The organism is Actinomadura sp. NPDC000600 (assembly GCF_040492135.1).
Lineage (GTDB): Bacteria > Actinomycetota > Actinomycetes > Streptosporangiales > Streptosporangiaceae > Spirillospora.
Window position 1 is genome coordinate 1 of record NZ_JBEUPD010000032.1, and the last position, 13,356, is coordinate 13,356.

Below are 13,356 nucleotides of genomic sequence, written 5' to 3' on the forward strand. Positions count from 1 at the left end.
GCGCCGCGGGCGTCCGATCGCCAGTAGGGGGCGAACAGGCCGGAGAAGGCCGGGACGAAGTAGACGCCGCCGTTGTCGTCGACCTGCCGGGCCAGCGCCTCGCTTTGGGCGGCGCCGGAGATGATGCCGAGCTGGTCGCGCAGCCATTGCACCGCCGACCCCGTCACCGCGATCGACCCCTCCAGCGCGTACACCGGCTTCTCGGATCCGAACTGGTAGCAGACGGTCGTCAGCAGCCCGTTCTTCGAGCGGACGAGTTCCTCGCCGGTGTTGAGCAGGAGGAAGTTGCCGGTGCCGTAGGTGTTCTTGGCCTCGCCGGGCGAGAAGCACACCTGCCCCACCGTCGCCGCCTGCTGGTCGCCGAGCGAGGCGGTCAGGGGGACCTCGCCGCCGAGCGGACCGTTCGCGCGGGTCGTCCCGTAGCCGCCGGGCGCAGACGACGGTTTGATCTCCGGGAGCATGGAGCGCGGGATCCCGAAGAACGACAGGAGTTCGTCGTCCCAGGAGAGGGTCTCCAGGTCCATCAGCATGGTGCGGCTGGCGTTGGTGGGGTCGGTGACGTGCACGCCGCCGTCGGTCCCGCCGGTGAGGTTCCACAGCACCCACGAGTCGGTCGTGCCGAAGACGGCGTCGCCGTTCTCGGCGGCCTCGCGGACCCCGTCGACGTTCTCCAGGATCCACTGGATCTTGCCGCCGGAGAAGTACGTGGCCGGGGGGAGGCCCGCCTTGCGCCGGATGACGTCGCCCTTGCCGTCCCGCTCCAGGGCCGCGGCGATGCGGTCGGTGCGGGTGTCCTGCCAGACGATCGCGTTGTAGTAGGGGCGCCCGGTGCGCCGGTTCCACACCACGGTCGTCTCGCGCTGGTTGGTGATCCCGCACGCGGCCAGGTCGCCATGGGAGAGGTTCGCCTTGTTCAGCGTGCTCTCGATGACGGCGCGGGTGCGCTCCCAGATCTCGGTCGGGTTGTGCTCGACCCAGCCGGCCTGGGGCAGGATCTGCTCGTGTTCGAGCTGGTGGCGGGCGATCTCGTTGCCGCCGTGGTCGAAGATCATGAATCGGGTGCTGGTCGTGCCCTGGTCGAGGGCCCCGACGAAGTCAGCCATGCGTGCGGTCTCCTGGAGTCGTGGGGGACGGGACGGGACGGCTCACGCCGCCTCGTACTCGGGCTCGGGCTTCGTGAGGCCCTGCGGGTCCTCCTCGGCGGGGGGCAGGAACCGCCCGATCAGCGCCTTGTAGAGCCCGACGCCGAGCACGCCGCCGATGAGCGGGCCGATGATCGGCACCCAGAAGTAGAGATCGCCGTTCTGGTCCCGCCAGGCGCTGCCGTAGCCGGTGAGGAACGAGGCGAGCCGGGGCCCGAAGTCGCGGGCCGGGTTGATCGCGTAGCCGGCGTCGGTGCCCCACGCCATGCCGATCGCGACGACCAGGAGGCCGATCATGAACGGGGCCAGGTTGGCGAGCGGCGGGGAGTTGCGCACGTCGGTGAGCGCCTTGATCACGAAGAGCAGGATGGCGGTGCCGATCACCTGGTCGCGGAACGCGCCCCAGGTGCCGACCGGGAGCGTGCCGTTGCCCGGCAGGGTGGAGAACACGCCCTGGGTCTTGATGGTGTGGCCGGGGTCGACCTTCGCCAGCACCTCGCTGTAGTTCCAGCGGACGATCAGCGCCGCGACGAACGCCCCCGCGGTCTGCGCGGCGATGTAGGGGGCCGTCTTGCGCCAGGCGAACTCCTTGAACGTCGCCAGCGCGATGGTGACGGCGGGGTTGAGGTGGGCGCCGCTGATCCGGGCCGCGACGTACACGCCGAGCGTGACGCCTAGGCCCCAGGCCCAGGCGATGCTGTCGTGGTCGCCGATCTCGGCCCCGGCGACCTGCGCGACGACGCCGACGCCGAACAGGATGAGGATCAGGGTGCCGGCGAACTCGGCGGCGAGCTCACCGGCCAGGGTGGGGATTCTGGGGCGTTCCGCCATGGGTACTCCTCGGCAGATGGGGTGGACGCGAGCCCCGTGAGGCTGGCTGGACGGTAAGCCGGGACGAACCGTCTTACAACGGGAGCCTGCCGACAATGTCGAACACTTTCGTCGCCGCCCGGCGGCGGTTACCCTCCACCCTGTGCACCAGATCACAGAATCCGGGCAGTTCAGGGCGCATCGGACGATGATTACGGCGGCTGCCGACATTGTCGGCACCCCGCCGGGAGACCTACCATCGCTCCCATGCCCGGACCTGTGCAGTCGATCGAGCGGGCCGCCGCGATCCTGCGCCTGCTGGCGGCGAGCTCGGGCCGGCTCGGGGTCGGGGAGATCGCCAGTTCGCTGGGCCTCGCCCGGGGCACCGCGCACGGCATCCTGCGCACCCTGGAGCGCGTCGGCTTCGTCGAGCAGGACGGCGCCACGGGGAAGTACCAGCTCGGCGCCGCCCTGCTGCACCTCGGCACGAGCTACCTCGACGTCAACGAGCTTCGGTCGCGCGCGATCAACTGGGCCGACGCGCTCGCCTCGCGCAGCGGCGAGGCCGTCCGGATCGGCACGCTGCTGGAAGGCAAGGTCCTCGTCGTCCACCACGTGTTCCGCCCTGACGACACGCTCCAGGCCATGGACGTCGGCTCGCTGCTGCCGCTGCACGCCACCGCGCTCGGCAAGGCGCTGCTCGCGCACGACGCCAACGCGGCGGCGTCCATCCGCGACACCGTCCTGGAGTCCTACTGCCGGCGCACCATCACCGACCCCAGGGAACTCGCACGGGCCGCCACGCGCGTCCGGGAGAACGGCTGGGCCGCCGAGACCGAGGAGCTGTCCATCGGCGAGGCCGGCATCGCCGCGCCGATCCGCGGGCACGGAGGCCTGGTCGTCGGGGCCATCGGCATCTCCGGAGCGGTCGAGCGGATCTGCGACTCCCGCCGCGTCCCCGACCCGAGGCTCGTCGCCTACGTGCGCGACGCGGCCCGCGCCGTCTCCCGGGACCTCGGCGGATCGCGCTGGTGACGCGCCGCCCCCGGCACGGCGGGGCGGAGGGGCGCGCCTGGAAGGAGGGCGCCGGACGTGACCGAACGGTACGTGATGTCGATCGACCAGGGCACCACCTCGACCCGGTGCATCCTGTTCGACCACGGCGGCCGCCTGGTGTCGGTGGCGCAGCGCGAGCACCGGCAGCACTTCCCCAAGCCCGGCTGGGTCGAGCACGACCCGATGGAGATCTGGCGCAACCTGGAGCGCATCGCGCCGGAGGCGCTCGCCCAGGCGGGCGCGACGCCCGGCCAGGTCGCGGCGGTCGGGATCGCCAACCAGCGGGAGACGACCGTCCTGTGGGACCGGCTGACCGGCGTCCCGATCGGCCGCGCCATCGTCTGGCAGGACATGCGGACCGGCCCGCTCGTGGACGAGCTGGCCCGCGCGCCCGGCGCCGCGATGGTCACCGAGCGCAGCGGCCTGCCGCTGGCCACCTACTTCTCGGCCCCGCGCATCCGCTGGATGCTGGACCACACGCCGGGCCTGCGGGAGCGCGCCGAGCGCGGCGAGGTCCTGTTCGGCACGATGGAGAGCTGGCTGATCTGGAACCTCAGCGGCGGCGTGGACGGCGGCGTCCACGTCACCGACGTGACCAACGCCAGCCGCACGCTGCTGATGGACCTGTACACGCTGAGCTGGGACGACGGCCTGCTCGACTTCTTCGGCGTGCCGAGGGCGATGCTGCCGGAGATCCGCTCGTCCACCGAGACCTACGGGACGGCCCGCCGCGTGTTCCCCGGCGTGCGCGTCGGCGCGGCCCTCGGCGACCAGCAGGCCGCGCTGTTCGGGCAGACGTGCTTCTCCCCGGGCGATACCAAGTGCACGTACGGGACGGGCGCGTTCCTGCTGATGAACACCGGAACGAAGCCGGTGAAGTCGGACAACGGGCTGCTCACCACCGTCGGCTACAAGATCGGTGACGAGCCCGCCGTGTACGCGCTGGAGGGCTCGATCGCGATCACCGGGGCGCTCGTCCAGTGGTTCCGGGACGGCCTCGGGCTGATCTCCACGGCGCCGGAGATCGAGACCCTCGCCCGGACCGTCGACGACAACGGCGGCTGCTACATCGTCCCGGCGTTCTCCGGGCTGTTCGCCCCGCACTGGCGCAGCGAGGCCCGGGGCATCATCGTCGGCCTGACCTCCTACATCACCAAGGGGCACCTGGCGCGGGCGGTGCTGGAGGCGACGGGCTGGCAGACGCGCGAGGTCGTGGACGCGATGAACGCCGACTCCGGCCTCTCGCTGAAGGAGCTGAAGGCCGACGGCGGCATGACGTCCGACAACCTGGTCATGCAGATGGTCGCCGACGTGCTGAACGTGCCGGTGGCGCGCCCGATGGTGGTGGAGACGGTGTCGCTCGGCGCCGCCTACGCCGCCGGGCTCGCGGTCGGCTACTGGGCGGGGCTCGAAGGGCTGCGGCGCAACTGGCACCGCGCCGCCCGCTGGGTCCCGGCGATGGAGCCCGCGCGGCGGGCCGCCGAGTACGACAACTGGAAGCGCGCCGTGGAGCGCACGTTCGACTGGATCCGGGCGGGGGAGGACCCGGCCGCCGCGCCCTAGATCCGGTCGCGCTCGACGAGCTGCCGGACGATCACGTTGCGCTGGATCTCGTTGGTCCCCTCGCCGACGATCATCAGCGGGGCGTCCCGGAAGTAGCGCTCGACGTCGAACTCGGTGGAGTAGCCGGCCGCGCCGTGGATGCGGACCGCGTTCAGCGCGATCTGCATCGCCGCCTCCGAGGCGTAGAGCTTGGCCATGCCCGCCTCCATGTCGCAGCGCTCGCCCGCGTCCAGGCGCTCGGCGGCGTCGAGGGTGAGCAGCCGGGCCGCGCGGAGCTGGGTGGCCATGTCGGCGAGGTAGTTGCCGATGGACTGGTGCTGCCAGATCGGCTTGCCGAAGGCCTCGCGCTGCTGGGCGTAGCGCAGGGAGTCCTCCAGGGCGGCGCGCCCGACGCCGAGCGCGCGGGCCGCGACCTGGATCCGGCCGACCTCGAGGCCGCGCATCATCTGGGCGAAGCCGCGCCCCTCCGCGCCGCCGAGCACGGCGTCGAGCGGCGCCTCGTAGCCGTCGAAGGACAGCTCGCAGCTCTCCACGCCCTTGTAGCCGAGCTTCGGCAGGTCGCGGGAGACGGTCAGGCCCGGCCCCTTCTCCACGAGCAGGATGCTGATGCCCTTGTGCCGCGGGGACGCGGACGGGTCGGTCTTGCACATCAGCGCGATCAGGCCGGACGTGCGCGCGTTGGTGATCCACATCTTGGCGCCGTCGACGCGGTACCGGTCCCCGTCGCGGCGCGCGGTCGTGCTCATGGCCTGCAGGTCGGAGCCGCCGGACGGCTCGGTGAGCGCCATCGTGGCGCGCAGCTCGCCGGTCGCCATCCGGGGCAGGTAGCGGGCCTTCTGCTCCTCGGTGCCGTACACGGCGAGCAGGTGGGAGACGACCGTGTGGCCGCCGAACGCGCCCGCGAGCGTCATCCAGCCGCGCGCCAGCTCCTCGGTGACGAGCGCGTAGCAGGCCTTCGAGACGCTGACGTCGCCGTAGGGCTCGGGCACGGCGAGCCCGAAGACCCCGAGCTCCTTCATGCGGTCGATGAGGCGGGCGGGATAGGCGCCCGCGTGCTCGAGGTCCCGGGCGACCGGGCGGACCTCCTTGTCGACGAAGTCGGCGACGACCTCGACGATGGCGCGCTCCTCGTCGCTGAGCGTGAACACGGCCCCGCCCCCTCCGGTTCGAGTCTCATATATTTGATAGGAAAATACCGGCTGTCAACGGGCGGCGGGCCCCCGCCCGTCCATAATGTGAGCCCACCACCAGGCGCACGGGGAGACGATGAGAGTGGCCCTTTCCGGTGACCAGGCCCTCGGCAGGCGCCGCCAGCTGAGCGACGAGGTGGCCGCCTACGTCCGCGAGCTCATCATGTCCGGCCAGGTCAGGCACGGGGAGTTCCTCCGCCTGGAGCGCATCGCCGAGGATCTCGGGATCAGCGTCACCCCCGTCCGGGAGGCCCTGCTCTCGCTGCGCGGCGAGGGCTTCGTCACGCTGGAGCCGCGGCGGGGGTTCATGCCGGCGCCGCTCGCCCGGCAGGACGTCCAGGACCTGTTCGAGGCGCAGGCGTACTTCGCCGGCGAGCTGGCCGCCCGCGCCGCCGCGAAGATCACCGGGGCCGAGCTCGAGTCGCTCGACCGGACGCAGGCGCTGCTGGAGGAGGCGTCCAAGGCCCGCGACTCCGCGGCGATCGAGCGCGCCAACCACCAGTTCCACCGGACCGTCAACCTGTGCGCGGGCTCGCCCAAGACGGCCTGGCTGCTGCAACTCGTGGTGCGGTACGCCCCGCGCCGCTTCTACTCCAGTATCGACGGCTGGACGCAGGCGTCGGTCGACGACCACCATCTCGTCCTCGCCGCGCTGCGGGCGGGGGACGGAGACGCCGCGCGGCAGGCGATGCGCGCGCACATCCGGCACGCGGGGGCCCTGCTGGTGGTGCACCTGGAAGCGCAGGGCTTCTGGGACGAGCAGTCCGGCTGACGCCGGGGTCCCCTTTCGGTGGCTCGCGGGCTTCCCATATCGTATAAAAAATTTCCAGGAGGGTTGATGGACGACCGGGACCCCGAACCGGCGCGCGGCTCCGTGGTCACCACCGCCGACCACGGCGCGGCGCGGGTGGTCACGCTGAACCGGCCCGAGGCTCGCAACGCGATCGACATCCCGATGCGCGAGCGGCTCCTGGCGGAGGTGCGTCGCGCCGCGGACGACGCAGGCGTCCGCGCCGTCGTGCTGACCGGCGCGGCGGGGACCTTCTCGGCGGGCGGCGACGTCCGCTCGATGGAGGGCGCCGGCCCGGACGCCGTCCGGGCGCGGCTCGACCCGGTGCACGAGGCCGTCCGGATCATCACCACCTGCGGGACTCCGTTCATCGCGGCGGTCGAGGGCGCCGCGGCCGGGCTCGGCGTGTCCCTCGCCGCCGTGTGCGACCACGTGGTCGCCGCCGAGGACGCGCGGTTCGTCGCGGCGTTCGGCAGGGTCGGCCTCGTCGCCGACGGCGGGCTGCTCTGGACGCTCCCGCATCGCGTCGGCACGGGCCGCGCCAAGGAGATGCTGGTGTTCGGGCGGACCGTGCCCGCCCAGCGCGCCTACGAGATCGGCCTGGCCGACTCCCTCGCCCCGTCCGGCAAGGCCCTGGACGCCGCCCTGGAGCTCGCCGCCGAGGCCGCCGCCCTCGCCCCGCTGTCGGTCGCCGCGGCCAAGCGCCTCCTCGCCCGCACCGACCACGCCCTGGACCGCCTGCTGGACGCCGAGCGGGAGGAGCAGACCGCCCTGTTCGGCAGCGCCGACTTCGCCGAGGGACGGGCCGCGTTCGCCGAGCGGCGCACGCCGCGCTTCGAGGGCCGCTAGGGAGGATCCAGGACGTGAGCAGGCTGCAGCAGACCCACGGGCTGACCGACGAGCAGCGGGAGATCATCGCGACCGTCCGGACGTTCGTCGACAAGGAGATCCTGCCGGTCGCGACCGAGCTGGAGCACGCCGACGCCTACCCGCAGGCGATCGTGGACGGGATGCGGGATCTCGGCCTCTTCGGCCTGACGATCGGCGAGGAGCACGGCGGGCTGGGCCAGTCGCTGCTGACCTACGCGCTCGTGGTGGAGGAGCTCTCGCGCGGCTGGATGAGCGTGTCGGGCATCGTCAACACCCACTTCATCGTCGCGTGGATGATCGCGCAGCACGGCACGGCCGAGCAGCGGGCGCACTACCTGCCGCGGATGGCGTCCGGCGAGATCCGCGGCGCGTTCTCGATGTCGGAGCCGGGCTGCGGCTCGGACGTCTCCGCCATCACGACCCGCGCCGTCCCGGACGGAGACGACTACGTGGTCGACGGCCAGAAGATGTGGCTGACCAACGGCGGCTCGGCGAACCTGGTGGCGGTGCTGGTCAAGACCGACCCGGGCGCGGGCCACCGCGGCATGACCACGTTCCTGGTCGACAAGACCCCGGGCTTCGGCGAGGTCGCGCCGGGCCTCACCGTCCCCGGCAAGATCGACAAGATGGGGTACAAGGGCGTCGACACCACCGAGCTCGTCTTCGACTCCTACCGGATCCCGGCCGCGCAGGTCCTCGGCGGGGCGCCCGGGCGCGGCTTCTACCAGATGATGGACGGCGTCGAGGTCGGCCGCGTCAACGTGGCGGCGCGCGGCTGCGGCGTGGCCCGGCGCGCCTACGAGCTGGCCCTGGCCTACGCGCGGCAGCGCGAGACGTTCGGCAGGCCGATCGCCGAGCACCAGGCGGTCCTGTTCCGCCTGGCCGAGATGGCGACCAAGGTCGAGGCCGCGCACCAGATGATGGTGATGGCGGCGCGCCGCAAGGACTCCGGCGAGCGCAACGACCTGGAGGCCGGGATGGCGAAGTACCTGGCCAGCGAGTACTGCAAGGAGGTCGTGGAGGACGCGTTCCGCATCCACGGCGGCTATGCCTACTCCAAGGAGTACGAGATCGAGCGCCTGTACCGGGAGGCCCCGATGCTGCTGATCGGCGAGGGCACCGCCGACATCCAGAAAATGATCATCGGCCGCAGGCTCCTGGAGGACCGGTGACGGCGGCGGGCGCTCCGCTGCCGCTGGAAGGGATCACCGTCGTCGCGCTGGAGCAGGCGGTCGCGGCGCCGTTCGCCACGCGGCAGCTCGCCGACCTGGGCGCCCGCGTCGTCAAGGTGGAGCGCGTGGACGGCGGCGACTTCGCCCGCGCGTACGACACGGGCGTGCGCGGCGGCCTCGGCACGCACTTCGCCTGGCTCAACCGGTCGAAGGAGTCGGTCGCGCTCGACCTCAAGCAGGCCGAGGGCCGGGCGGTCCTCACCGAACTGGTCGCGCGCGCGGACGTCTTCCTGCAGAACCTCGCCCCCGGTGCCGCCGCCCGGCTCGGGTTCGGCGCGGAGGAGCTGCGGGCCCGCGACCCGCGCCTGATCGTGGTCGAGATGTCGGGGTACGGGTCGCGCGGGCCGTACCGGGACAAGCGCGCCTACGACATGCTCGTCCAGGCCGAGGCGGGGCTGATCTCGGTCACCGGCACGCCCGAGACGCCCGTGAAGGCGGGCTCGCCGCTGGCCGACATCGCGGCCGGCATGTACGCCTTCTCCGGGACGCTCGCCGCGCTCGTGCGGCGCGGCACCACCGGCGAGGGCGCCTCGATCGAGGTCACGATGTTCGACGCGGTCGCCGAGTGGATGGGCCAGGCGATGTACACGACGCTCTACACCGGCTCCCCGCCGCCGCGCACGCGGCTGAGCCACCCGGTGATCGCCCCGTACGACGCCTATCCGACGGCCGACGGCGTCGACGTGGTGATCGGCGTCCAGAACGACCGCGGCTGGGCCGCCCTGGCCGCCGGCGTGCTGGAGCGGCCCGACCTCGTGACCGACCCCGAGTTCGCGACGAACCGGGCGCGGGTCGGCAACCGGGAGAAGGTGGACGCGCTCGTCGCCGCCGTCACGTCCCGCATGGGACGGGACGAGCTGCTCAGGCGGCTCGACGAGGCGGGCGTGCCGAACGCGACCCTCAACGACGGGCACGGCCTGGTCGCCCACCCGCAGCTCGCCGAGCGGGACCGGTGGCGGGAGGTGGGCTCCCCGGTCGGCGGCATCCGGGCGCTGCTCCCGCCGATCACGTTCGCCGGCGCCGAGCCCCGCATGGACCCGATCCCGGTGCTCGGGGGGCACACCGACGCCGTCCTGCGCGAGCTGGGCCGCGACGACGCGGCCATCGCGGCCCTCCGCTCCGCCGGCGCCATCGCCTGACCTGAGGTCCAACGCGATCTCCGACCGCGCCGCCCCGGGGAGCGGCGGCTATCGTGGCGGCATGGCCAGCCGGACCCCCGCCCCCGACCGCCGCCGCGAAGAACTGCGCGACTTCCTGCGCACCCGCCGCGCCCGGCTCACCCCCGCCGACGTCGGCATGCCCGACGGCGGACGGCGCCGGACGCCGGGCCTGCGCCGCGAGGAGGTCGCGGTGCTCGCGGGGGTCGGGGTCTCCTGGTACACGTGGCTGGAGCAGGGCCGCGACATCAAGGTCTCCGGGGACGTCCTCGACGCGATCGCCCGCGCCCTGCGGCTGGACCGGGCCGAGCGCGAGCACCTGTACCTGCTCGCCGGGCTGAACCCGCCGCGCGCGGAGGCGGGACCGGCCGCCCCGATCACGCCCGAGCTGCGGCGGGTGCTGGACGCCTGGTCGCCGCGCCCCGCCTACGTCCGCGACCGGCACTGGAACTTCGTCGCGATCAACGACGCGGCCCGCGAGGTGTTCGGGTACGGCGACACCGACCACAACTGCCTGGTCACCTACTTCACGAACGTTCGGTACCGGTCGATGCACACCCACTGGGCCGCCGCCGCACCCGGCGTCGTGGCGCGGTTCCGCGCCGACGCCGCCCGCTACCCGGGCGACCCCGAGTTCGACCGGATCATCGCGGACCTGCTGGCGGTCAGTCCCGAGTTCGCGGAGCTGTGGCCCCGCCACGAGGTGAGCGCGGACGCGCAGGCGGTCAAGGGCATCAGGCATCCGGACGCGGGCGAACTCGTCTTCGAGGGCACGCTGCTGCCGCTCGCCGACCGCCCGGGCCACTCCCTGGTGCTGCACAACCCGCGTCCCGGAACCGGCACGCAGGAGCGCCTCGAACGGCTGATGGCGCGCCGCGGCCTCGCCGCCGCCGGCTGACCCGGCCCCCGTCCAGGGTGGTGGTGCCACACCCAGGATGAGCGGAGTCTGTCTACGTTCCGGCCCGTCCAGCACGATCGTCCTCATGAGGAACGAAGGAGACATCATGAGGACGCGCGAGTTCGCCGGGACGCGGGTGGGCGCCGTGGGGCTCGGCTGCATGGGGATGAGCTGGGCCTACACCGAGTCGGAACGCGACGACGACGCCTCGGTGGCGCTGATCCGGGAGGCGCTCGACCTCGGCGTGACGTTCCTGGACACCGCGCAGCCCTACGGCGACGGCCACAACGAGACGCTTGTCGGGCGGGCGCTGGCGGGACGCCGGGACGAGGCGGTCGTCGCCACCAAGACGGGCCTCGTCGTGGAGTCACTGGCCACCCGCGACATCGTGCGGAACGGGACGCCGGAGCACGTCAAGGCGTCCGCCGAGGACAGCCTGCGCCGTCTCGGCACGGACGTGATCGACCTGTACTACCTGCACCGGGTCGACCCGGAGGTGCCCCTCGCCGACACCTGGGGCGCCATGGCCGAACTGGTCGCCGAGGGCAAGGCGCGCAGCCTGGGCCTGTCGGAGGTCAGCGTCGCGCAGGCCGCCGAGGCGCACGCGATCCACCCGGTCGCGGCCGTCCAGTCGGAGCTGTCGCTGTGGACCCGGGACGCCATGGGCGCGCCCGGCGGGATCGCGGGCACCTTGCCGGGCGACACCGCGGGAGCGGGGGAGGGACCGGGCGACGTGGTCGGCTGGTGCGCCGCCCACGGCGCGGCCTTCGTGCCGTTCTCGCCGCTCGGCCGCGGCTTCCTCACCGGGACGGTCACCGCCGCCGACTTCGAGGACACCGACTTCCGCGGCGGCAACCCGCGCTTCCAGGAGGAGGCGCTGAAGGCCAACCTTCGCATCGTCGACGTGGTCAAGGCGGTCGCCGCGCGGCACGGCGCCACCCCGGCGCAGGTCGCCATCGCCTGGACGCTGGCGCAGGGCGAGCACGTCATCCCGATCCCCGGCACCAAGAAGCGGAAGTACCTGCGCGACAACGCCGGAGCCGCCGCCCTGGACCTCACCGAGGCCGACCTCGCCGAGCTGGACGGCGTCCCCGCGGCCGTCGGGGGGCGGTACTGATGCGGGCCGTCACGATCCCCGAGTTCGGCGGCGCGGACGTGCTGCGCCAGGCCGAGGTGGACGTCCCCGAACCGGGGCCTGGGCAGGTGTCCATCGACGTCGCGTACGCGGGCGCCAACTTCGCCGAAGTCCTGTACAGGCGGGGCGTCGTGGACGTGCCGCTGCCGTTCGTGCCCGGCATCGAGGTCTCCGGGCACATCCGTGCGGTCGGACCCGACGTGGAAGGGCTGCGCAGGGGCCAGCCCGTCGCCGCGCTGACGATCGTTGACAGCGGCGGCTACGCCGAGGTCGCGGTCACCTCCGCCGACCTCGTCGCGCCGCTCGACGGTCTCGACCTCGGCCTGGACGTCGCGGCGGGCGTCCCGTCCAACGGGGCCACCGCGTTCCTCGTCCTGGACCGCGTCGCGCGCATCGAGCCGGGCGAGACCGTGCTGGTGCACGCGGCCGCCGGGGGCGTCGGCAGCCAGCTCGGCCAGGCCGCCCGGCTGCTCGGCGCGGGCCGGGTGGCCGGCACGGTCGGCGGTCCCGCCAAGATCGAGGCGGCCCGCGGGTTCGGCTACGACGACGTCGTGCTGCGCGACGCGCTGCCGGGCGAGGTCGCCGGCCTCACCGGCGGGCGCGGGTTCGACATCGTGGTGGACATGGTGGGCGGCCCGGCCCGCCGCGCCAGCCTGGACGCCCTGGCCCCGATGGGCCGGATGGTCGTGATGGGCAACGCGTCCGGCGCGGAGGACGTGGGCGTCCCGGCGAACGAGCTGTGGTTCTCCAACAAGACCGTGTCCGGGTTCAACCTCGCGGCGTTCGCGGGCGTGGCACCGGCCGAGGCGGGGCGCGCCCTGCGCCGCGCGGTCGCCGCGGCCGCTTCGGGCGACCTGCGGGTCCAGGTGGAGGAACTGCCCCTGGAGCAGGCCGCCGAGGCGCACGAGCGCATCGAGTCCGGCTCCACGACCGGCAAGCTCGTGCTGGCGGTCAAGGGCTGACGCTCAGCCGCGGCCCGGCCGGAGGGCGGTCACCTCGCCGCCTTCCGGCCGGGGGACGGAGCCTGGGCGGCCAGGGCCAGCAGCTCGTCGACCGTCCACTGGTCGTAGGCGTGCTCGCCGTACTTGACCGCGACGATCCTGCCGTCGGCTGGGAGGAGCGGATCGAGACCATGGCGCTGCGGATGCGGGCGGCCTTCGGCGCCCACGCGTCGGTCGTCCCGCTGACCCTCACGCGCCGGCACGATTCGGCGGGGTCGCTGCGCTGGGGCGAGACGGTCGCGGGCATCCTCGCCGACGCGGGCTTCACGGGGCCGCGCGCGGCGATCGCGATGCGCGCGCTGCTCGCCCACATCGTCGGCGCGATCCAGCTGGAGCATCTGAGCGCGCTGTCGGGGGAGGGGACCGCCGCCCTCGCCGGGCTGCCCGCCGACGAGTTCCCCCTTCTGGCGCGGACCGCGCGGCACGCCCGCCTGCTCGGCCCCGACGAGGAGTTCCGCGGGGGGCTGGCGGCCGTGCTGCGCGGTCTGCGCGACGACGCGTCCTAGCCGGGG

13 protein-coding genes are annotated in these 13,356 nt (G+C 73.3%); 10 read left to right on the plus strand and 3 right to left on the minus strand.

Annotated elements, in window-relative coordinates; translation table 11 throughout:
* Positions 1–1,103 (minus strand): glycerol kinase GlpK (glpK, locus tag ABWI07_RS33670; RefSeq protein ID WP_353821033.1); only part of this gene is annotated, 1,103 nt, incomplete at its 3' end.
* A 42-nt stretch (positions 1,104–1,145) separates the two neighbouring features.
* A complete protein-coding gene (locus ABWI07_RS33675) occupies positions 1,146–1,973 on the minus strand; it encodes an MIP/aquaporin family protein (protein ID WP_353821034.1) in 828 nt (275 codons plus the stop codon).
* Positions 1,974–2,219: 246 nt separating this feature from the next.
* On the opposite strand from ABWI07_RS33675, the gene ABWI07_RS33680 reads away from it, so the two are divergent.
* Positions 2,220–2,987, plus strand: a complete 768-nt coding sequence (locus tag ABWI07_RS33680) for an IclR family transcriptional regulator (RefSeq protein WP_149264447.1) — start codon at positions 2,220–2,222, stop codon at positions 2,985–2,987.
* 57 nt (positions 2,988–3,044) lie between these two features.
* Positions 3,045–4,571, plus strand: coding sequence for a glycerol kinase GlpK (gene glpK, locus ABWI07_RS33685; RefSeq protein ID WP_149264448.1), 1,527 nt, complete (start codon positions 3,045–3,047; stop codon positions 4,569–4,571).
* On the opposite strand, the gene ABWI07_RS33690 is transcribed toward glpK (ABWI07_RS33685), so the two are convergent.
* Complete coding sequence (locus ABWI07_RS33690) at positions 4,568–5,719, minus strand: acyl-CoA dehydrogenase family protein (protein ID WP_353821035.1); 1,152 nt, start codon at positions 5,717–5,719, stop codon at positions 4,568–4,570. The genes glpK (ABWI07_RS33685) and ABWI07_RS33690 overlap by 4 nt on opposite strands.
* 118 nt (positions 5,720–5,837) lie before the next feature.
* Between ABWI07_RS33690 and ABWI07_RS33695 the strand changes: the two genes are divergently transcribed.
* The 8 genes from ABWI07_RS33695 to ABWI07_RS33730 all read left to right on the plus strand — a co-directional run bounded on the left by ABWI07_RS33695 (position 5,838) and on the right by ABWI07_RS33730 (position 13,350).
* On the plus strand, positions 5,838–6,533 hold the full coding sequence (locus tag ABWI07_RS33695) for a GntR family transcriptional regulator (protein ID WP_149264450.1): 696 nt from the start codon (positions 5,838–5,840) through the stop codon (positions 6,531–6,533).
* Between the two features lie 66 nt (positions 6,534–6,599).
* On the plus strand, positions 6,600–7,400 hold the full coding sequence (locus tag ABWI07_RS33700) for an enoyl-CoA hydratase/isomerase family protein (protein WP_149264451.1): 801 nt from the start codon (positions 6,600–6,602) through the stop codon (positions 7,398–7,400).
* 14 nt (positions 7,401–7,414) lie between these two features.
* Positions 7,415–8,593, plus strand: coding sequence for an acyl-CoA dehydrogenase family protein (locus ABWI07_RS33705; protein WP_353821036.1), 1,179 nt, complete (start codon positions 7,415–7,417; stop codon positions 8,591–8,593).
* Positions 8,590–9,792: a CaiB/BaiF CoA transferase family protein gene (locus tag ABWI07_RS33710; protein WP_353821037.1), complete on the plus strand. Its 1,203-nt coding sequence runs from the start codon at positions 8,590–8,592 to the stop codon at positions 9,790–9,792. Before ABWI07_RS33705 ends, ABWI07_RS33710 begins: the two co-directional genes overlap by 4 nt.
* 61 nt (positions 9,793–9,853) lie before the next feature.
* Entirely contained in the window at positions 9,854–10,708 is an 855-nt protein-coding gene (locus ABWI07_RS33715) for a helix-turn-helix transcriptional regulator (protein ID WP_149264454.1), read from the plus strand.
* A gap of 106 nt (positions 10,709–10,814) precedes the next feature.
* Positions 10,815–11,825 carry an aldo/keto reductase gene (locus ABWI07_RS33720; protein WP_353821038.1) on the plus strand — a complete coding sequence of 337 codons (1,011 nt, stop codon included), beginning with the start codon at positions 10,815–10,817 and terminating at the stop codon, positions 11,823–11,825.
* Positions 11,825–12,805 carry a quinone oxidoreductase family protein gene (locus tag ABWI07_RS33725; protein ID WP_353821039.1) on the plus strand — a complete coding sequence of 327 codons (981 nt, stop codon included), beginning with the start codon at positions 11,825–11,827 and terminating at the stop codon, positions 12,803–12,805. Before ABWI07_RS33720 ends, ABWI07_RS33725 begins: the two co-directional genes overlap by 1 nt.
* A 110-nt stretch (positions 12,806–12,915) precedes the next feature.
* Entirely contained in the window at positions 12,916–13,350 is a 435-nt protein-coding gene (locus ABWI07_RS33730; RefSeq protein WP_353821040.1) for a TetR/AcrR family transcriptional regulator C-terminal domain-containing protein, read from the plus strand.
* Positions 13,351–13,356: the final 6 nt, after the last annotated feature.

What these genes read in the sequence shown, in the direction of transcription:
- ABWI07_RS33695 (WP_149264450.1), top strand. Translation starts at nt 5,838, where the DNA reads ATGAGAGTGGCCCTTTCCGGTGACCAGGCCCTCGGCAGGCGCCGCCAG.
- ABWI07_RS33720 (WP_353821038.1), top strand. Translation starts at nt 10,815, where the DNA reads ATGAGGACGCGCGAGTTCGCCGGGACGCGGGTGGGCGCCGTGGGGCTC.
- ABWI07_RS33675 (WP_353821034.1), bottom strand. Translation starts at nt 1,973, where the DNA reads ATGGCGGAACGCCCCAGAATCCCCACCCTGGCCGGTGAGCTCGCCGCC.
- ABWI07_RS33715 (WP_149264454.1), top strand. Translation starts at nt 9,854, where the DNA reads ATGGCCAGCCGGACCCCCGCCCCCGACCGCCGCCGCGAAGAACTGCGC.
- ABWI07_RS33725 (WP_353821039.1), top strand. Translation starts at nt 11,825, where the DNA reads ATGCGGGCCGTCACGATCCCCGAGTTCGGCGGCGCGGACGTGCTGCGC.
- ABWI07_RS33700 (WP_149264451.1), top strand. Translation starts at nt 6,600, where the DNA reads ATGGACGACCGGGACCCCGAACCGGCGCGCGGCTCCGTGGTCACCACC.
- ABWI07_RS33680 (WP_149264447.1), top strand. Translation starts at nt 2,220, where the DNA reads ATGCCCGGACCTGTGCAGTCGATCGAGCGGGCCGCCGCGATCCTGCGC.